Here is a 21,451-nt window from a genome sequence, read left to right as displayed (position 1 = left end):
TATTCTCGATTAACTGGTTTCCAGTGGCAGAACCACTGTCATCATCATCCCACCCAAGGGGGAATGACTGGCTTGTAGTGTGCCGCCGTGGGCGGTAACAATGTTCTGACAAATCGATAAGCCCAGACCGGAGCCGCCACTGGCGCGGTTACGTGAACCTTCTGCGCGATAGAAGCGGTTGAACAAATGAGTCAGTTGCTCGTCGGTCACTCCGGGGGCGCTGTCGCAAAAACGCAGCGTCAGGGTGTTATCTGTAAACTGCCCCTGAATCAGTAGCTCTCCCCCAGGGTCGGTATAACGCAGGCTATTTTCCAGCAAGTTATTAAATAGTTGCATCAGACGATCGCTGTCACCAAATACCTGTGCCTGCTCGGGAAGCTCAAGACGTATCTTTAAGCCGCGTTCGGCAAAACGCAGACGAACAACCCCGGTTGCCACTTCCAGCAGGGTAATAATATCCAGCGTCTGTTTTTGATAGGCCAGGGCTCCTTCATCGGACAAAGAAAGCTGATGCAAATCGTTCACTAGTTTGGTCAGAGTGGCAACTTCCATTTGTAATGAGGCCAGTGAGTCAGGGGTGAACTGACGAACGCCATCCTGCATGGCTTCCAGCTCGCCATGCAAAATAGCCAGTGGCGTACGAAGTTCATGCGAGATATCGGCCATATAGGCGCGCCGCATCTGCTGGTTTTTTTCCAGTGTACTGGCAAGCTGATTAAAGTCTTGTGCCAGCCGACCCAGCTCATCATCACTCCCCGGCGTCACCCGAGTGGTAAAATCACCAGCCGCCAGTCGATGTGTTCCCGCTATCAGTCGTTTGACTGGAGCCAGTAAACCGCGTGCCAGAAAAAACGTCACAGCGGCTGCCAGTAATGATGACAGGGCGACAATAATCCAACTGGTGCGCTGCTGCTGGCGATCAAAATTGATATCGGCATTTTGCGTCAAATGTTCGACTGATGAGGCAACCACCCAGCCTACCAGACGATTATCGACTTTGATCTCCTGCTGTATCCCGTCGGTTGGCACGCTTTCGCGCGGTCCTGCCAGCACTTTTTTATTTTGATCCAATACCCAAAACTTGGTACGCCAGCCATGAGGAGGAGGGTGTGGCGGAGGGTTACCATTTTCATTATCAGCGTCTTGTTCAAAAGATCGCAACAGCTGAAACATCACCCGTTGATTGTGGTGCAGAAATTTCCAGTTGCCATGTTCGGCATACTGTTCACCCAGCCCGTTGCTTAACCACTGAACACGCTGCTCATTACCCCGTTTAATATAGTCAATAAAACCGTACTCAAAGCTCAGCCGTACGCCCCAGTGCATAATGGCTAACACCATTAAACAGGTCGACAGGATGGCAAAAAACAGTTTACCGGTGACCCCCGGTCGCCAGAGTTTCATGACGTGTTCCTCTTTTTTCGGGTAATCGCTAAATTCAGGGTGCTATCGGTCGGAACCCACAGAAAAATCAGTGCCGGCAGGGCAATAATCACGGCCATACAACTGTAGGTGTAGATAAAGATGTGCTGCAACATGCCCGGATCGCTGACGCCCTGTGGATGGCCAAACATGCCCAGTAAAAGACCGGCAATACTGACGCCAATACTCATTGCCAGCTGCATGACCATTGACAGCAAGCTATTACCGCCGCTGGCCAGGGTATCAGGTAAGTCTTTTAAAGTAAGGGTGTTCATGGATGAAAAACGCATCGCATTGACTATGCCTTGGCAGAACAGCACTATCGGTAGCAGCCAGTACCAGCCCATCATCGCGGTGGTGACAAATAACAGACTCAGTACCGACAGGCCCAGGGTCGAGGCGACCAGCACTTTACGATAGCCAAAGTGATTAACCACCTGAACCACAATGCGTTTCATCCCCATACTGCCCAGCACCATCGGGATCATCATTAATCCGGCATGAAACGGCGAAAAGCCAAGGCCAATTTGCAGAAATACCGGTGTCATAAAGGGCAGCATGCCGCTACCAATACGCCCACAGAGACTCCCGGCCAGGCCCAGAGAAAAGGTTTTGGTTTTGAATAAATCAAGATTAAACAGTGCGTCAGGGTTACCCGAGGCATGACGCAGATAAAGCAGCAGAGCGCTCAGGCCGATAACAATGATTGCACCGAGTAGTCCGGCTGATATATCAACCCCTTGCTGACCTTCCAGTGCAATCGTCAACAGGGCCATACCCACAGCCAGTAATAAGAAACCGGTAATATCAAAACGACGCGTCTGTAGTTTGTGATTGGGCATCAGTTTCAGGGTGGCAATCGCGCCGATAATTCCCACCGGGATATTAATCAAAAAGATCCAGTGCCAGGTTGCATACTCAACCAGTACGCCGCCCAGCGCCGGGCCGAGAAGAGGGCCGACTTGTCCCGGAATCGTCACCATCGTCATGGCTGCCATATACTGCGCGCGTGGGACAATTTTCATCACCGTTAAGCGCCCCACAGGCACCATCATTGCTCCGCCAACCCCCTGGATAATGCGGGCGAGAACCAGCTCATTTAGTGTTGAAGCAGCCGCACAGCAGAGTGAACCAAAGGTAAACAGTACAATGGCAGTAAAAAAGACATTACGCACACCCGCTTTGTCGGCCAGCCAGCCACTGGCTGGCAGCATCACCGCCACCGTTAAGACATAGGCGACCACCACTGAGTGCATCTGCAACGGACTGACCCCCAGGCTGTGAGCCATGCTGGGCAGCGCCGTATTCACAATCGTGGTATCCAGGGCTTGCATAAAGAAGCCAAAAGCAACAATCCATAACTGCCAGCGCACCGCCGAGGGCAGGTCATTCATGTATCAATTATCCTTGACCCCAAACGTCAGGTCCGGTTTTTTACTGGAGGTAAATCGGGCTCTCAGCTTATCAAAGAAGAGATACACCACTGGAGTGGTATAGAGCGTCAATAGCTGACTCATCACCAGTCCCCCCACCAGGGTAATACCCAGCGGTTGGCGTAGCTCTGCGCCATCACCATGCGTGAGCACCAGTGGCAGTGCGCCAAATATCGCCGCCAGCGTCGTCATCATAATGGGGCGAAAGCGTAATAAACAGGCCTGGAAAATCGCCTCTTCGGGGCTGAGATTGCCCTGACGCTGTGCGGTAATCGCAAAGTCGACCATCATAATCGCATTTTTCTTTACTATACCAATTAACAGCATAATGCCAATCAGAGCAATCAGGCTAAAAGGAGCCTGGAACAGTTCCAGCGCCAGTAAAGCGCCTACGCCAGCAGAAGGCAAGGTTGAAAGAATGGTTAAGGGGTGAACATAACTTTCATACAGGATACCCAGCACAATATAGACCGTGGCAATTGCCGCCAGAATCAGAATAACCTGCGAGTTTTGCGACTCCTGAAAAAGCTGTGCGGTGCCAGAATAGCTGCCCTGCACCGAGGACGGAACGCTTAATGCCGTCATGGTTCTGTCAATATCCGCGCTGGCTTCAGACAATGAGACCCCGGTCGGCAAGTTAAACGCAATAGTGGAGGAGGCTGACAGTCCCTGGTGATTAACCGAGAGCGGCGCATTAGCAGGCCGCCATTTAGCAAAGTAAGAAAGCGGAATAGGAGCCCCGTCTTTATTGATGATAAACATCTTATCCAGTGCACTGACATCTTCCGCATAACGCGGGTCAACCGTCATCACCACTTTGTACTGATTAAGCGGTTGATAAATGGTGGAGACTTGGCGCTGACCAAAAGCGTTATTGAGTAAATTATTCACCTCGGCCACATCCACCCCGAGCCGGGCCAGCGCGTCCCTGTCATAGGTCAGGGCCATTTCAGAACCTTTATCCTCTTGGTCTGAATTGATATCGGCAAGTGTAGGTAATGCCGCCAGCGCAGTACGGATTTTCGGTTCCCATTCTCGCAGAGCGCTAAGATCGTCGGACAACAGGGTATATTGATAGCTGGCATTGGCCTGACGCCCGCCGACACGAATATCCTGCACTGGCATTAAAAACAGACTGGCGCCAGGTTCTTTGGCGAGTTTAACCCGCAGTCTGTCAATCACCTGTTGTGACGTTTCGCTACGCTCAGACAAGGGTTTGAGTGAAATAAACATCATCCCACTGTTAACCCGGGAGCCTCCGGTAAAACCCGTGACGTTGTCTACCGCCGGATCCTCACGAATAATTTTCATAAAATCCTGCAGCTTTTCGCGCATTGCCGGGAAGGAGATGCTTTGGTCAGCGCGAATATTCCCCATTAACCTTCCGGTATCCTGTTCCGGGAAGAAGGTTTTCGGAATAGAAATGTAAAGCCAGACCGTCAGGGCAATGGTGCCGAGAAACACCATGCCAATAAAGCGGCTATGCCTCAGCGCCCAGCGCAGGGAGCGGGCATAACCGGTTTGTACTCCGCCCAGTAATTTTGCCATTCCTGTTGGGGCCAGCGGGGTATGTGGCGGGCGGCTTTTCAGTAACCAGCCGCACATCATCGGGGTTAACGTCAGTGACACCGCCAGCGAAATCAGAATCGCCACTGACAAGGTAATGGCAAACTCCTGGAATAATCGTCCTGGTAATCCGCCCATCAGTAACAGCGGCAGGAACACGGCAATTAATGACAGACTCATCGAAAAAACGGTAAAACCCACCTCTCGCACACCAATCAGGGCCGCCTGCATCGGTTTCATTGACGCTTCCAGATGACGGGTAATATTTTCCAGCACGACAATAGCATCATCGACCACAAAGCCCGTGGCAATGGTAAGCGCCATCAGCGACAGATTGTTAAGACTGAAGCCGCATAAATACATGGCGGCAAAGGTACCTACCAGAGAAACCGGTACGGCAACCGCCGGGATAAGGGTGGCACGACCCGATCGTAGAAATAAAAATACCACCAGGATAACCAGGGCGACCGCAATGACCAGGGTCTTTTCGACCTCAAGGAGCGAGGCGCGGATCGTGGGGGAGCGGTCCTGGGCAATCTGTAACTTGACCGAAGCCGGAAGCAGTTGCTGCAAAATGGGCAGTTTTTCGCGCACTCGGTCTACGGTGGCAATAATATTGGCTTGCTGAGTTTTACGCACTATCAACAGAATCGCTGGTTTGGCGTCGGCCATTCCCGCATTACGGTAATTTTCCACATCATCCACCACCTCGGCGACATCGCTCAGGCGTACCGCTGCCCCGTTCTGGTAGCGGATAATCAGCGGCTGATAGTCCGCCGCTTTCTTTAGTTCATCGTTGCTCTCGACCTGAAAGCGTTGATGATTATCTTCCAGCGCGCCCAGCGGGCGGCGCACATTGGCGCTACTGATAGCGGTGCGAACGGCATCCAGCGAGATGCCCTGGTTAAACAGTGCCATTGGGTTGAGCGTGACGCGTACTGCAGGAAGCGAGCTCCCCCCCACATCCACGTCACCAACGCCTTCTATCTGGGAAACGGCCTGGGCCAGTTGTGTCGAGGCAACATCATACAGTTCTCCCTGACTCAAGGTATCTGATGTCAGGGTAAGGATCATTATCGGTGCATCAGACGGATTGATCTTACGGTAGGTAGGGCGGCTTGGCATACCGGTTGGCAATAAGCTCTGGGCGGCATTAATCGCTCCCTGAACATCACGGGCTGCGCCATTAATATCACGGTCAAAATTGAACTGGAGAATAATACGCGTACTGCCCAGCGAGCTCGATGAGGTCATTTCATTGACCCCGGCGATGCGGCTTAATGAACGTTCCAGCGGCGTGGCCACAGAAGAAGCCATGGTTTCAGGCGATGCGCCGGGCAAAGACGCGCTGACAATAATCACCGGAAAATCAACCTGGGGGAGTGGGGCAACCGGTAATAACCGGAAGCCCAAAATTCCGCACAGAACAATAGCCAGGGTCAGTAGCAGCGTGGCAACCGGACGCGAAATAAAGAAAGCGAAAAATTTCATTTACGCCTCCGGCTGCGACTTATTAAAACGGTGACGCGTGTTGCTGGCAAGACGGTCAAATAACAGATAAATCACCGGCGTGGTAAACAGGGTCAGAACCTGGCTGACGAGCAGCCCTCCGACCATAGCAATCCCCAGCGGCTGGCGTAATTCTGCGCCGACACCGGTCGCGAGCATCAGCGGCAGTGCGCCGAGTATTGCCGCCATTGTTGTCATCAGTATCGGCCGAAAACGTAATAAACAGGCCTGATAGATAGCATCGTACGGCGTCATGCCTTGCTCACGTTCTGCCGCGAGAGCAAAGTCGATCATCATAATGGCATTTTTCTTCACGATACCAATCAACAGAATAATGCCGATAATGCCGATGATATCCAGCTCGGCCCCGGACAGCATCAGTGCCAGCAAGGCGCCGACTCCAGCGCTGGGCAAGGTAGAGAGAATCGTTATTGGGTGAATAAAACTTTCATATAACACCCCAAGCACAATATACATGGCGACGATCGAGGCCAGGATCAGCCATACCGAACTGCTGAGCGCCGCCTGGAATGCCAGCGTGCTGCCCTGGAACTGGGTGGTCATATCCGTCGGTAAATTCAACGCTTTTTCCGTTGCCAGGATAGCATTGACGGCATCCCCCAGGGCATAAGGTTCCGGTACGTTAAACGACAGAGTGGCAGAGGGAAACTGATCCAGATGATTGATGGCCAGTGGCGTAAAGCGTTGCTCAATGTGCGCGATGGTGCTTAACGGGATCGGTTTACCTTCACTGCTCGTCAGATAAACGCCGTCTAACCCGCTCAGCCCTGGCGTATTTTGGGTGTTGTTTTCCAGCACCACGCGGTACTGATTAGACTGGGTGTAGATAGTTGAAATCAACCGCTGACCAAAGGCATTGTACAAGGCGTTATCCACATCCTGCATGCTGATACCAAGCCGACTGGCGCTGTCACGATCAACATTGACATAAGCCATTAACCCTCTGTCTTGCCAGTCACTACTGACATCTGACAATTCTGGCAGCGTTTTTAACTGATCTTCAAGTTTGGGTATCCAGGTACTTAGCTGCTCCAGCGAGGTGGCCTGAACGGTAAACTGGTACTGAGTGCGGCTTGCCTGGGTATCGATAGTTAAATCCTGAGTCGGCTGTAAATAGAGCGACAGGCCAGGCAGCCTGGCGACACTCTGTTGCAGACGTTCAATGACCACCGGAATACGTGTATCTCGCTCGCTGAGCGGCTTGAGGTTAATTTGCAGACGGGCACTGTTCAGTGACGGATTGGTGCCATCGATCCCGACAAAGGAGGTCAGACTTTCAACATCCGGATCCTGCAAAATAATATCCGCGACCTGCTGCTGGCGTTCTGCCATACCGGCAAACGAAACCGACTGGGGTGCCTGCAGAGTGCCCTGGATCATGCCGTTATCTTGCAGGGGAAAGAACCCTTTGGGGATAAAGATCCACAGCACGACCGTCAGCGCCATGGTGGCAAACGCGACGCTGGGTGTCAGCCAGGGGTGGCGCAATACTGGCGTCAGAAAACGCCCGTAGGCGGCAATCACCCGGTCAAACATCACTTCACAGGCGCGTGAGAAACGATTCTGCTTGCGTAATGATTCGTGGCTTAGCATGCGGGCGCACATCATTGGCGTCAGGGTGAGCGACACCACTGCAGAAATAAGAATAGCGACAGCCAGAGTGACGGCAAACTCGCGGAATAAACGCCCGACGACATCCCCCATAAACAGCAAAGGGATCAGCACTGCGATAAGTGAGAAGGTTAACGAGATAATAGTAAAACCAATTTCACCGGCTCCTTTCAGGGCCGCATCCAGCGGTTTTTCGCCTTTTTCAATGTAGCGTGAGATATTTTCGATAACCACAATCGCATCATCCACCACAAATCCGGTGGCGATAGTCAGGGCCATTAATGTCAGGTTATTGATGGAAAAATCAAGAAACACCATCACCGCAAAAGTTCCGACTAAGGAAAGCGGTACCGCAACAGCAGGAATAATCGTTGCCGGCACATTGCGTAAAAACAGATAGATAATCATCACCACCAGCGCGATGGCGAGCATCAGTTCATGTTGCGTGTCGCTGACTGAAGCGCGAATATTGGTGGTGCGGTCACTCAGTAACGTCATCTCTACCGATTTCGGCAGGCTGCTGGTGAGCGTTGGCAGCAGGGCACGAATACTGTCTGCGGTGGCGATAATATTTGCCCCTGGCTGGCGCTGAATATTAAGCACCACTGCAGGCTGTTTATTGGCCCAGGCTCCCAGCCAGCGATTTTCTGCACTCCGTTCCACCTCGGCCACATCGCCCAGGCGAATCGGTGCACCATTTTTCCAGAGGATAATCAAATCCCGGTACTCTTGAGCTGATTTCATCTGGTCATTGGCGGAAAGGGTAACAGATCGTTCCGGTCCGTCCAGACTTCCCTTGGCGGAGTTAACGTTGGCTCCGGTAATCGCGGTGCGCACATTTTCGCTGGTCAGCCCCAGCGCGGCCAGCGCCTGGGAGTTCAGTTGAATACGCACTGCCGGGCGCATTCCACCGGATAGCTGTACCAGACCGACACCCGAGACTTGGGAAATTTTCTGGGCAATGCGATTTTCTACCAAATCCTGGACGTCGGTCATCGGCAAGGCGCTGGACGTTACTGCCAGCGTCATAATCGGCGGGTCGGCCGGGTTAACTTTGCTGTAAATCGGCGGATTGGGTAAATCACTGGGTAGCAGATTCGTGGCGGCGTTAATCGCAGCCTGAACTTCTTGTTCCGCGACATCGAGAGGAAGACTGAGCAGAAACTGTAAGGTAATCACCGACGCCCCACCGGCACTCTGGGACGACATTTGTTGTAAACCAGACATCTGACCAAACTGCCGTTCTAATGGTGCTGTAATGGCGGAGGTGACCACCTCAGGGCTGGCACCCGGATAGAGTGTAACCACCTGAATAGTCGGGTAATCTACTTCAGGCAAAGCGGAAACCGGTAAAAAACGATAACCAATGATCCCGGCCAGTAAAATAGCCACCATCAGAAGAGTCGTAGCCACCGGGCGTAGAATAAACAGCCGGAAAGGGCCTCCTGGCAGGTCAGGGGGTAAAGCACTCATGATGCCCGCGCTCCCCGCGCTTTTTGCTCTGTCGCAGGCGGCCTTGTATTCACCTCTGCAGGGGCGACGATTTCAACCTGCGCTCCATCCGTCAGACGATCAACACCATCGGTGACCACGCGGGTTCCCGCTGCGAGACCGGTTTGGATAACCACCGATTTACTGCTTTGTACACCCGTCGTCACCCGCTGCTTGCTGACTTTATTATCGGCGTTAACAGCCCAGACAAAGTGACCTTCACTGCTCATCTGTAATGCTGAGGCAGGAATAACAATAGCATCTTCCTGCGTGGCGACTTGCATACGGGTATTCACAAACTGATTCGGGAATAGCAGACCCTCCTGGTTAGCAAAGCGCGCTTTTAGCTTGATGGTGGCAGTGGTGGCATCTATCTGATTATCCAGACTGAGCAAGGAACCCTGAGCGAGCCGCTGCTGGTTAGAGCGATCCCAGACTTCAACCGGTAGAGCAGGCTGGATAGCCTGGGCTTTCACTACGGTGCTGATATCACTTTCCGGCAGGGTGAACACCACGTCAATCGGGTCGGTTTGGGTAATAATCACAATCGCATCGCTACTGGAAACCTGGTTCCCGACATCGATTTGTCGTAATCCCACGCGGCCACTGATTGGTGCGGTAATACGGCTCCAGTCCAGCTGAAGCTGAGCATTGTCGACCGATGCCTGGCTGGCCGCTACGGTGCCTGTAAGTTCAGCGACCAGCGCTTGCTGAGCATCCAGCTCCTGGCGGGAAGCCACCTGGGTTTTAGCCAGTTGCTGATAACGGGTTAAGTCACGGCGGGCATTATTCAGTGAAGCCTGGTCTTTAGCCAGCTGCCCCTGGGCCTGTGCCAGCGCGACTTTAAATGAACTGGGATCGATTTCAGCCAGCAGCGTACCGGCACTGACTTGCCGACCTTCCTGAAAATGAATCGCGATTAACGGGCCATCAACCCGACTGCGCACCGTTGCGGTATTGGCTGCCGTAACAGTGCCTAAACCCGTCAGAATATGCGGCACGGCCTGCTGCTTGGCAGTGGCAACCTGAACCGGTGCCAGGGCTGCACCTCGCATACCACGAGATCCTCCGGCTGATGGGCCTTGACGGTGACTTGCCTGAGGCGCAGATGTCGGTGCCGTTTGCTGGCTACGCCAGAACCACACCGCTGCCAGCAGAATTATAACGATGCCGGCCAGCCATAATCCTCGTGAAATTTTCCTGCTTTTGCCTGTCATAGGAGGTCCATTCTCTTTTTAAAACTATACGCCCAGTGTAATTAAATATAGCCGGGGAATAATGGAGGAAATATGAAGTACTGTATATATATCCGTCATACTCCAAGTTGCCTGGGTATTACCTGCCTCCAGCCCGCCGAATCACAGCGTTTATCTATGCTCATCGACGGGCTGAACTGGGAGCCTTGCCGCAACTTGAATTATTTTGGGTATAGATAGTACTCTGCAATTGAAAAAACATCACTAAAAAGAGGGTGTTGTGCCAGAAGCGGAGAACATAGCCCCCAATAGCAGGGGGATATATTGAAGAAAATAAGGACTAGCGGAAAATAATCTCAGACCAGCGCGCCAGCCCTTGGGTGACCGAGCCAAAATCATCCCCACCTGCAATGGGAATTCCGGGGAGCTGACGACTGAGTGCGGCGCGTAATAGCGGGGAACGAGCGCTGCCACCGGTAAGATAAATCACATCCGGCTGTACATCACTGCTGTTCATCGCCAGGGTGACCTGTTCCATAATGCGCTGCAGTGGCTGGCTGATAGCGGACTCCAGTGCTTGCTGACTAATATCACAGCCAAGGTCGGGGGCAATAAACGGCAGCAGGGTTGCCACTTGCTCGCTATTGGAGAGGGAAATTTTGCTCTCTTCGGCCGCGCGAACCAGACGATAGCTTAAACGTTGACGCCAGACCTGGTACAGGTAGGCCACTTTTTCCGGCTCTTTGGCGTTATATTGCATCTCATTGAGCGCGCGCCCGTTTGCACTGGCATAAAACTCATTCTGAGCCGGAACATCATTAATCGCCACCGCATTCCACCACGGCAGTACAGGCAGAGCGTTACCATTTTGCATTTCACCCCCCATGCCAAGCAGCGGTGACAGTTGTTTAAAGGCCAGCATAATATCGAGATCGTTCCCCCCGACCCGGCAACCACTGTGCCCCAGCAAACTGGCGGTACGGTTTGACTGGGTATGCCACTGAGGCCCCATCAGCAAAACAGAACAGTCGGTGGTTCCGCCGCCGATATCCACGACCAGTACGCGTTTTTCTTGCTGAAGCGTGGCTTCAAAATCCAGCCCGGCAGCCACGGGTTCAAACTGAAAAACTACGTGCTTAAACCCGGCGCGATGGGCTGCACGTTCCAGAATACCTTCCGCCTGGCGGTTGGCTTCTTCCCCTCCCATTCCCTGGAAGTTAATCGGCCGGCCAATCACAGCCTGGGTCGGCTGCTCGGTCATTTGAACGCCGGCCTGCTGGCGAATATGCAGCATCATGGCACACACCAAGTCTTCAAACAGCGCAACTTGCTGAGGCTTTAGTCCGGTGGCGCCAAGAAACGATTTCGGAGATTTAACGAAGTAGACCTCTTCCGGATCTTCCATATACTGGCGCAATGACTGTAAGCCAAACTGTACGCTACCCGGCAGGACGTCAATGCCTTCTTCGCGGTTAAAACTGACCGAACGGCGCAACAGCGCCTGGGTTTCATCCCGGTTAGCCGGTACGCCGTGATGGCGGTATAACCACTCACTGACCGCCTCACGAGTCGGTGCGCATAGCATCGAAGGAAGAAATGTCGAGCCTTGCTCCATCTCCAGTAGTTGAGGTTTTCCCTCACGCATTATTGCGACAGAGCAGTTTGCAGTGCCGTAGTCAAAACCAATATTCATATTAATTATCCATCCCCATGCCATTGAGAAGCGGGCGACTTTAGCGGAATGAACGCCGCTCGGCAACTGAATAACTTTACCGGGCTTATTGACGGAGTAAATTCCAGGCTAAGCGCTTATTTTATTGGTCTCTTAGCCTCTGTGAATAAAGGAACAGAGAGCAAAATGGGCGTGAGTCACAAGGGGGGATCGTCAGCCAGTGGCTGACGATTCAGTTAATCGCGAAGTAGCTATGGCTTAGCAGTGAATCCAGCGGCAGGGAAGAGGAAACTGACTCACCAAAGATTAAATCAATGCCCAGTGACGAAAGGGTATCGAACTGCTCCTGCGTTTCTGCCGGGCCGGCAATAGACCGTAACGACAGACGATGGGCGTGACCATGAATAATCGACACCATCATTTCATTCATCACATTCTCGTGAATGTTCACCATCAGTTCGGAGTCAATCATGACATAGTCAAATAACTGACGGTTGACGGTATTTAACATTTCCGGCGCCCGGTTGACATGGCTTATCAGCAATTTACAACCGGCCTGTTTCAGTTTTTGCAGATTATCATTCAACTGTGCCGAAGCATGAGACAGGACTTCACTGGAAATGGATAAATGCAGTAAACGGGCTGGCATTTTATGTTTGGCTAAGGCATTTAACAGCTCATTCACCAGGCTTTTGCTGGAAAGCCCTACCGCCGAAACGGGCAGGGTTACGCCAAAACCTTTACGGGTTAGCGTAGCGGCAAAGCGATTAAAGAACTCTTTAATAACCCTCAGATCCAAATCGTACTGCAATCCTGGGTCTTGCAACTGGGGGCGAAGCGTTTCCTCGTTAATGACCTCTGCGTTATTACGCCAGAAACGCAGGGACAAGAAATAAAAACTGGTGGTCGCTGATACGCGTACCGGAGCAATAGACTGGGCAACGATCATTATTTGGTTCTGGTGAATCATCTCGCGAATTTCTTTCGCCTGCAGGCTACTATGGCCGACGGAAGCCTCGAGCTGATGCGGGTCATAAACAGTAACCCGACCACGGCCGCCATTTTTTGACGCATAACAGGCGATATCTGCCTGGGACAACACCTCTTCCGCCACGGCATTACCACTATGAATACGGGTGAGGCCGGCACTGGCACCAATCCGGTACTGCACGCCCTCCCAGATAAAATCATAGTGATTAATATTGCGAATAATCGCCTCGGCAATGTGAAACGCATTGTCGATGGAACAATTAGGCAGTATCAGTGCGAATTCATCCCCCCCTAAACGTGCCAGCAGATCGCCGGTGCGCAGCATACTGAGCACCATGGCGGAGATCTCTCGTAGCAAGGCATCCCCGGCGGCGTGGCCCGCGGAGTCATTGACGGCTTTAAAACGGTCGAGGTCGATAAACACCAGAGCGTGTTGCTGACGATGTTCGATAGCATCTTGCAGCAACTGCCGCAGGTGATTTTCAAAACTGAAGCGGTTAGCCAGCTGAGTCAGGCTGTCATGGGAGGCACTGTAGCTCAACTGCTTGAGCATATTTTTTGACTCAGTCACATCCTGAATAACCATCACCGAGCCAATATTATGCCCGTCGAGGGTGGTCAATGGCGTCAGGCTATAATGAATATCATAGTGGGCACCCTGACGTGAATGCAGCACCATATCTTGCTCAATCAACGGGTGCGAGAATATCCCGTTATAAATATCCGTCAGAATGGGGCCGTTATCCCCGAGAGTAATATGCAGCACACTCTGGACCGGCAGGCCTAATGCTTCTTTATGTGAACAACCGCTGAGTCGTTCAGCAATCGGGTTCATAAAAGTGATTTTCATTTCGACATCGGTACAAATGACCGCTTCACCGATGGAGTCAAGGGTAATATGCAGGCGTTCTTTTTCCTGATAAAGGGCTTCATTAAGCTCTTTAACCTCTGTCATATCCATATTAATGCCTAAGAAACGTTCTGTTTCGCCATTTCTGGCCAGCACACGATTCGCAAATGAACGGATATGGCGAATGCCCGTTGAGGTGTTAATACGAAACTCTTGCTTGAAGTGCTCATTACTTTTGGCAATGCGTCGGGAGTACAGATCAAGGGCGGCTCTCTCTTCTTCCACGACACATTGCAACCAGACGTTATAGTTCAGAGGAGTCTGCGGCGGTACATCATATAATTCATACATCCGCTTATCCCAGTTCAGAGAGTCATCGATAAGATCCCACTCCCAGATCCCCACGCCCCCGGCTTCATTCGCCAGGGTAATACGCTCCATCAACTGGCGATTAACCTGTTCACTGTGTTTAAGCTCGTTAATATCTTCAATCTGGGCGATGTAATAAAGTGCGTTATTGTCCGGATCGCGAACCACTGAAACGGTAAGCAGCGCCCAGACCACATTTCCTTCGCGGGTGTAATAACGCTTTTCCATCGAATAGCTGTTGATTTCACCTGCCGTCAGTTTTTCCAGTTTTTCGAGGTCGCTCTTTAAATCACCCGGCCAGGTGATTTGCTGAAACGTTAGCGCCAGCAACTCATGAGGTGAGTAACCAAGAAAACGGCATAACGACTGGTTAACCTGCATCCATTTTCCTTCTGGCGAGACAAGCGCCATCCCGATAGCGGAATACTCCATCGCATTACGAAAGCGAGTCTCACTGGCGGCAATTAATTTACGTTCTTCTTTGAAGGCATACATCACCATGGTCATGGTATTGGCCGGGAGCAATAACATCAAAAACGGCAGCCAGGGGGTATAGGCAAGTAGGGTGGACCCGGCGCTGTGCTTAATTGTATCGAGTGAAAAATAGCCAGTAGTAATCACGGACGATAAAATAATTACGGCAGCAAAAAACAGCAGAAAGGCATGTAGCCGGGGTAATCGGATAGCACTCCACATTAAGACAACGATAATAAAAGTGAGTGGCCAGGGGAGATAGCTCAGCGCCAGATAGCCCAGCACTAAGGTTACGGCAAGAGTAAGAATCGTTTCGGTAATCCACTGTAGGTGGTAGCTTTTGGGTAATGCAGAGGGTTTAAACAACAGGCCAATAGGTAAAAATGCCAGCGTCCCCACGGCTTCTGCCGAAACCCAGACAGAGAATAATTTGACGACGGGCAGGCCGACAGTCGCGGCCAGGGGACTTGTCAGTACCGCGCCAACGAGCGACGGAATGAGCGTGCCGCAGAGCAGCATTTTGGCCCAGTCATTAAGACTGGCTAATGGATTATCCCTTGGTAACACGCGGCGTAAGAGCAAGGCGCCCACTAACGCTTCAATAATATTGAAAGACGTGAACGCCAGAGATATCAAGCTGGTATCATGCCAGAGGCTACTGGCAATTAAACTGCCCGATCCACAGACCAGGGCTATCAAAGGCCATAATTTGACAGGATTACGGTAAAAGGCCGCCATGATAAGTGCAGTGGATAACCACAGGGGCGACATTGCCGCGTAGGTATCTGTCAGCGTGCGCGTATAGAGAGTAAAAATAAAACTGAGTAGCCCCAGACTGAACAGCAGTGTTAGTGGAAGCTGCGTGATTTTTGCGGGTTGATTATTTTGCTTCATTACTGCCCATACGCCAGGCTACAGGCCCGGGCGAAGTAAATAAAAAAGAACGTATGCCCTGAATCATTCCCGTTGCTTGCAGACGCCAAGTTCAGACAGACGGTAAACATAGATAAACTCTATGATTCGGCAGTCCTCACTGCGTCAACGCTCAGGCTACGTGAAATATGACAGGTATAAACGAGACTCTAATGCATTAAAATGACGCTCAGATGCACCACAAAATGCACCTTCCGGCATAGACAGACACTGTAATTTAATGCATCTCACGACAGTCATATCCAGATAACTTCAATATGGCGACTATATGCTAGTACAAACTTTTTATAATTCATACGAACGTTTTGTTAAATATACCTTTATACCCTAAATAATTCGAGTTGCTTGTAGGCGCCTGGTTCAGGTCGTCGATGAGCATAGATAAACGATGTGCGCCGACGGTACTCACTGCGGTAACACCCAGGCAACTTGCAGTATGACGGGGATATATTAAAAATAATTTGCGATGGTTACCCCACTAAGGCAGCTTAAAGACAGAGGGTGTGAAAGCCTGAAAAGAGGTTATTTCGGCATTTTATGGTAAATATGCCCGGCAACAGGCTGGTATCAGCTGGCCGTTAACCCTATACTTGCGACGTTTGGCGTATTAACGCCGCCTCCCCATATAACTTTTTGTATTCAGGCCGTAAAAACATGACTGAACAGTCTCATCAATGCGTCATTATAGGGATAGCCGGCGCATCGGCTTCAGGGAAAAGTCTTATTGCCAGTACACTCTATAGAGAGCTGCGTGAACAAGTAGGTGATGAGCACATAGGTGTCATTCCGGAAGATAGTTATTATAAAGATCAAAGCCATCTGTCGATGGACGAACGGATAAAGACCAATTACGACCACCCCAGCGCCATGGACCACAATCTGCTCTTCCAGCATTTGCAAATGTTGAAAGCAGGGCAGGCGATTGAATTGCCTGTCTACAGTTATGTTGAACATACGCGAATGGAAAAAAGCATTCATCTGGTACCTAAAAAGGTGATTATTCTTGAAGGTATTCTGCTGCTGACCGATGCCCGGTTACGTGAAGAGATGAATTTTTCTATTTTCGTTGATACCCCACTGGATATTTGTCTGATGCGCCGAATGAAGCGCGACGTCAACGAACGCGGGCGTTCAATGGACTCGGTTATGGCCCAGTATCAGAAAACAGTAAGACCGATGTTCCTGCAATTTATTGAGCCGTCTAAACAATATGCCGATATTATTGTGCCGCGCGGGGGGAAAAATCGTATTGCTATTGATATCCTTAAAGCGAAGATTTCTCAGTTTTTTGAATAACAGGGCAGCAGATAGCGACAATAATTTGCATGGCTTAATCATCAGTCTCTGACAGGCGACGAACGCTCTCTACCCGGTGGCTCGATTTTCTGAATATCAGTAGATACGGGACAACCTGGCGTATATAAAGGTACAGGAGGAGCCCACTCCCTTGACTGATGGTTTATTTAATTAGATGAAGAACCTGTCTCACCCGTTATTGCTATAGTGATTTTGCTCCTGGACTGCGCGAAGGAACCGCAACGTACACCTGGTATGTGAGGCTCCTGAGCACAGCCCCGGGACCAAAATGGCAAATAAAATAGCCTGGTGAGACAGGTCATTAAGGAGAGCATAATGCGTTTGTGTGATACCGATATTGAAGCCTGGCTGGACGACGGCCGTTTGGCCATTACGCCACGCCCTCCCGCTGAACGCATTAGTGGCGCTACAGTTGATGTGCGCCTGGGGAATAAATTCAGAACCTTTAGCGGCCATACCGCACCTTTTATCGACCTTAGTGGTCCGAAAAACGAAGTCAGTGCGGCACTTGAACGCGTGATGAGTGAAGAGATAGTGCTGGCTGAAGGCGAAGCCTTTTTTCTCCATCCGGGTGAGCTGGCGCTGGCCGTGACGCTTGAGTCAATAACCATTCCCTCAGATTTAATCGGCTGGTTAGATGGCCGCTCTTCCCTTGCCAGACTGGGTTTAATGGTGCATGTCACTGCCCACCGTATTGATCCCGGCTGGCATGGCTGTATTGTGTTAGAATTCTACAACTCCGGCAAGCTGCCCCTGGCGCTGCGGCCCGGCATGCTGATCGGCGCGCTTAGCTTTGAGCCCTTAAGTGGCCCTGCCGCTCGACCCTATAACCGCCGTCAGGATGCAAAATACCGCGATCAACAAGGGGCTGTTGCCAGTCGCATAGACAAGGACTAACGACAACAGCGGCTTATCTTGTCAGGTTTTAGGGTGACCATTATCACCCATCTGAACTAAGATAAGCACTGGAAGTTGTTGATAATCGTTCTGAGGATGCTATGAAACGATTCCTGACCACATTGATGATTTTACTCGTGGTGATTGTTGCGGGCCTTTCTGCATTGATTTTATTGGTTAATCCCAATGATTTCCGTGGCTGGATGGTGCAGGAAGTCGAAGAGCGTAGCGGCTATCAGCTTAATATCGAAGGTCCTTTGCGCTGGCATGTCTGGCCGCAGCTCAGTATTTTATCCGGGCGGATGTCATTAACCGCACCTGGCGCCAGTCAGCCGATTGTCAGCGCTGAGAATATGCGCCTTGATGTCGCGCTCTATCCACTGCTGTCCCATCAGCTTCAGGTGAAGCAAGTGATGGTGAAAGACACTGTGGTGAAACTTATCCCCGAGAGTCAGCCCCAAGAACCGGCAAATTCACCCGTTGCGCCACAGGGGAGCAGTTCTTCCTCGACCACGGACCGAGGCTGGTCATTTGCTATCGATAAACTCAAGGTCGTTGACAGTGTGCTGGTGTTTCAGCGAGCGGATAAAGAACAAATTACCGTTCGGGGCATCAACCTGGAGATGCAGCAGGACGCCAGTAAAAAAGCCCATATTGAACTGAGCAGCCGTATCAACCGTGACCAACGGGATTTAACCTTTTCGCTACTGGCAGATGTTGATTTTAGCGATTACCCTCATACGCTGAATGCCAGCGTTTCCTCGCTCAACTATCAGCTGCAGGGCGCAGACTTACTGGCGGAAGGCATTAAAGGTAGCGGCGACTTCTCTTTTACCTGGCAGGAAGAGAAGGCAGCACAAAAACTTGACCTGAATATTACCCGTTTTACCGCCAATGACAGCGATCTGAAGGGCGAAATAAGTTACACCCTGGGGGATATCGCCGAACTGGCGGTTAATCTGCAATCCCGCAAACTGAATCTCGATAATCTTTTGATAACCGACACCCGTTCAGGCCAGCCGGTAGCCAGTAGTAACCCGCCACGCCCGGTGATAGCACATTCCCCTGAGCCCGATTATCAGACGCTGCGTACCCAGCAGGCAGACATCAGCCTTGCCGCTGATACTCTCCAGTGGCGTGGACTTAATGTTACCGGGCTCCAGACCAGCCTCACTAACCGCAAAGGGTTGTTGAAAATTGAAACCCTGAATGGCCAGATAGGCAACGGATCTTTATCTTTGCCAGGCACCCTTGATGTACGCGGTAGTCAAGCTAAATACAGTTTTCAGCCACAGTTCAGACAGATTGAGGTTGGCACCCTTTTAAGCGCCTTTAACTATCCGGTGGTGGTCACCGGCCTGTTATCCCTGAATGGTTCGCTGAGTGGGAATGCACTCAGCGCCAGCGACTTTCGTGAACACTGGCAGGGTAATGCCCAAATCGACCTCAGTCAGGCTCTGTTACAGGGCATGAACTTCCAACAGCTGATCCAGCAGGCCGTCAGCCGCTCAGCCAGCGGGATCTCTATTCCGGGCAATGATGATAACATCACTTCACTGGACAGTTTGAGCGCCCGGATGCGCTTGAACAATGGCTCCCTGCAACTCAGCTCCATGTCCGGACACTCAAATATACTGACTTTAACGGGGAGCGGTACGCTGAATATTGTGCAGGAAGTCTGCGATGTGATGTTCCATATCAGAGTGAACGGCGGCTGGCAGGGTAGCAATAATAAACTCATCAAGTTGCTGGAAAGGGCCTCTGTACCACTGCGGATCTATGGCCCATGGCAGCAACTCAGCTACAGCCTGCCAATAGACCAGGTTCTGCGTGACTTACTGCAAGGTGAAGTAAAACAGCGCCTGAATGAATGGCTGGACAAGAGAACAGAACAAGAAGGCGTTGAAGACATTAAACGCCTGCTGAAGGATTTTTAACCGCGACCAACGTAAGATATTAACCATAATAAAATAAAGGCCGTCAGTTACGTGACGGCCTTTATTTTATTGTTTTTAAGAATTATCCCTTGGGAAAAACATGGCTGAAAATAATCCCGAAAAAAAACAAAGCAGGGCATTTTTAACTCTGGTTGACAAAAGAAAATTAGCACGCCTCCTTGCAGAATATCACTCTGCGCGCGGTGTGACCCCAAAATTATATTATTAAAAAAGAATCGCTGGCCTCAAAAATCTGTTCTGTGCCACTCAGGCCCGGGAACAATGACGTTATAATTGCTAAAGAGAGTTGTATAGAGAAAATGGTTAGTGCGATTTATAACAGGGGACTATTCTTAAAAGAGAACAGCAGTCATGAGGCTGGACTATCTATATGAAAATTAACTCACAATGTGCGTGTTAATATAAAAAACCACTATAAATATTTTACTGATATGAAATTCTGACCAGACCACATTCTGTAGTATTATATGTTAACTATTGCAATAAGGTGAAGTTCAGATAATGAGCGCTAAATTATCATGCCCGATAATAACATTTCACCCTAAGTGTGTATGAAATAAACACTATCCTTTGCTGAAGAACGCTGGATTATTTTTTGTATCGGTATTCTGTTAATTGTTACTGGAATTGAAGCGCGAAAAGTTTATAATCTTTCGTTAATTGCAAAGTGGGATGACAAATGACGAATTTAAAAGCGGTGATCCCGGTAGCGGGATTGGGAATGCAGCTGTTACCAGCCACCAAAGCAATCCCTAAAGAGATGCTACCTATCGTTGATAAACCGATGATTCAATATATTGTTGATGAAATCGTCGCGGCAGGCATCAAAGAGATTGTGCTGGTCACCCACTCATCAAAGAATGCGGTCGAAAACCACTTTGATACCTCATACGAATTAGAAACCCTGCTGGAACAGCGTGTCAAGCGCCAGTTACTGGCAGAGGTGAAGTCTATCTGCCCGCCGGGTGTGACCATTATGAACGTGCGTCAGCCACAGCCATTAGGCCTGGGCCACTCCATTCTGTGTGCGCGTCATATCATTGGCCAGAATCCTTTTGTTGTGGTACTGCCGGATGTGGTTATCGATGACGCCAGCGCCGATCCGCTGCGTTATAACCTGGCTGCCATGATTGAGCGTTTCCATGAAACCCGGCGCAGCCAGGTACTGGCCAAACACCTGGATGGTGACTTGTCTGAATACTCGGTGATCACCACCCAACAACCACTGGTTAATGAAGCGGATATCAGCCGTATTGTCGACTTTGTTGAAAAGCCGGACCAGCCACAAATTCTGAACTCTGACCTGATGGCCGTAGGCCGTTATGTCTTGTCTGCAGATATCTGGCCAATATTGATGAAAACCCTGCCAGGCGCCTGGGAACGCATTCAGCTTACTGACGCTATTGCCGAGTTAAATAAAACCCAGCCAGTAGAAGTCATGCAGCTCACCGGTGAAAGCTACGACTGCGGCAAAAAGCTGGGCTATATGCAGGCCTTTGTCCAGTACGGACTGCGAAATCGCAAAGAAGGGCGGAAGTTCCGCGAGCATTTGCTGACTTTGTTAGACTGATTTTCAGGTAAAGCAGAGGGTAGGGAAGAGTATATAGGGTAGTTATGCGTCCAGATAGTGCTGAACTTGAGATGCGAACTGCCTTTTTTTTCGACTTGAATCTAATGAAACCGTCATATCTTTATCGGCGGTTTACAGGAAAACTTTAGTCATATCTGTGCAAGATGTTGCG

12 protein-coding genes are annotated in these 21,451 nt (G+C 50.7%); 5 read left to right on the top strand and 7 right to left on the bottom strand.

The window, feature by feature from the left end; translation table 11 throughout:
- Positions 1-9 precede the first annotated feature (9 nt).
- From baeS to Q1A40_RS01920, 7 genes are all read right to left on the bottom strand, one after another.
- On the bottom strand, positions 10-1,404 hold the full coding sequence (gene baeS, locus Q1A40_RS01950; protein ID WP_299997082.1) for a two-component system sensor histidine kinase BaeS: 1,395 nt from the start codon (positions 1,402-1,404) through the stop codon (positions 10-12).
- Positions 1,401-2,816, bottom strand: a complete 1,416-nt coding sequence (gene mdtD / locus Q1A40_RS01945) for a multidrug transporter subunit MdtD (protein ID WP_299997079.1) — start codon at positions 2,814-2,816, stop codon at positions 1,401-1,403. The genes baeS and mdtD overlap by 4 nt, the downstream gene beginning before the upstream one ends.
- A gap of 3 nt (positions 2,817-2,819) precedes the next feature.
- Entirely contained in the window at positions 2,820-5,912 is a 3,093-nt protein-coding gene (mdtC, locus tag Q1A40_RS01940; RefSeq protein ID WP_299997077.1) for a multidrug efflux RND transporter permease subunit MdtC, read from the bottom strand.
- Positions 5,913-9,035: an MdtB/MuxB family multidrug efflux RND transporter permease subunit gene (locus Q1A40_RS01935; RefSeq protein WP_299997075.1), complete on the bottom strand. Its 3,123-nt coding sequence runs from the start codon at positions 9,033-9,035 to the stop codon at positions 5,913-5,915.
- Entirely contained in the window at positions 9,032-10,270 is a 1,239-nt protein-coding gene (locus Q1A40_RS01930; protein WP_299997072.1) for an MdtA/MuxA family multidrug efflux RND transporter periplasmic adaptor subunit, read from the bottom strand. Before Q1A40_RS01930 ends, Q1A40_RS01935 begins: the two co-directional genes overlap by 4 nt.
- A gap of 319 nt (positions 10,271-10,589) precedes the next feature.
- Positions 10,590-11,942, bottom strand: coding sequence for a molecular chaperone (gene yegD, locus Q1A40_RS01925; RefSeq protein WP_299997069.1), 1,353 nt, complete (start codon positions 11,940-11,942; stop codon positions 10,590-10,592).
- A gap of 211 nt (positions 11,943-12,153) precedes the next feature.
- Entirely contained in the window at positions 12,154-15,498 is a 3,345-nt protein-coding gene (locus tag Q1A40_RS01920) for a diguanylate cyclase (protein WP_299997066.1), read from the bottom strand.
- A gap of 693 nt (positions 15,499-16,191) precedes the next feature.
- On the opposite strand from Q1A40_RS01920, the gene udk reads away from it, so the two are divergent.
- The 5 genes from udk to galF all read left to right on the top strand — a co-directional run bounded on the left by udk (position 16,192) and on the right by galF (position 21,279).
- Positions 16,192-16,833 carry a uridine kinase gene (udk, locus tag Q1A40_RS01915; RefSeq protein ID WP_299997063.1) on the top strand — a complete coding sequence of 214 codons (642 nt, stop codon included), beginning with the start codon at positions 16,192-16,194 and terminating at the stop codon, positions 16,831-16,833.
- Positions 16,834-17,169: 336 nt separating this feature from the next.
- On the top strand, positions 17,170-17,751 hold the full coding sequence (dcd, locus tag Q1A40_RS01910; protein WP_299997061.1) for a dCTP deaminase: 582 nt from the start codon (positions 17,170-17,172) through the stop codon (positions 17,749-17,751).
- 101 nt (positions 17,752-17,852) lie between these two features.
- Complete coding sequence (gene asmA, locus Q1A40_RS01905) at positions 17,853-19,688, top strand: outer membrane assembly protein AsmA (protein WP_299997058.1); 1,836 nt, start codon at positions 17,853-17,855, stop codon at positions 19,686-19,688.
- 100 nt (positions 19,689-19,788) lie between these two features.
- Positions 19,789-19,917 (top strand): hypothetical protein, encoded by a 129-nt coding sequence (locus Q1A40_RS01900; protein ID WP_299997055.1) that lies wholly within the window; start codon positions 19,789-19,791, stop codon positions 19,915-19,917.
- 471 nt (positions 19,918-20,388) lie between these two features.
- Positions 20,389-21,279, top strand: coding sequence for a UTP--glucose-1-phosphate uridylyltransferase GalF (gene galF / locus Q1A40_RS01895; protein ID WP_299997052.1), 891 nt, complete (start codon positions 20,389-20,391; stop codon positions 21,277-21,279).
- Positions 21,280-21,451 lie beyond the last annotated feature (172 nt).

Origin of the sequence: uncultured Cedecea sp. (assembly GCF_947498825.1) — a bacterium.
Classification (GTDB): Bacteria; Pseudomonadota; Gammaproteobacteria; order Enterobacterales; family Enterobacteriaceae; genus JGM124.
Note: the sequence above shows the minus strand (reverse complement) of the source record. Positions and strands in the feature narration are given on the sequence as shown.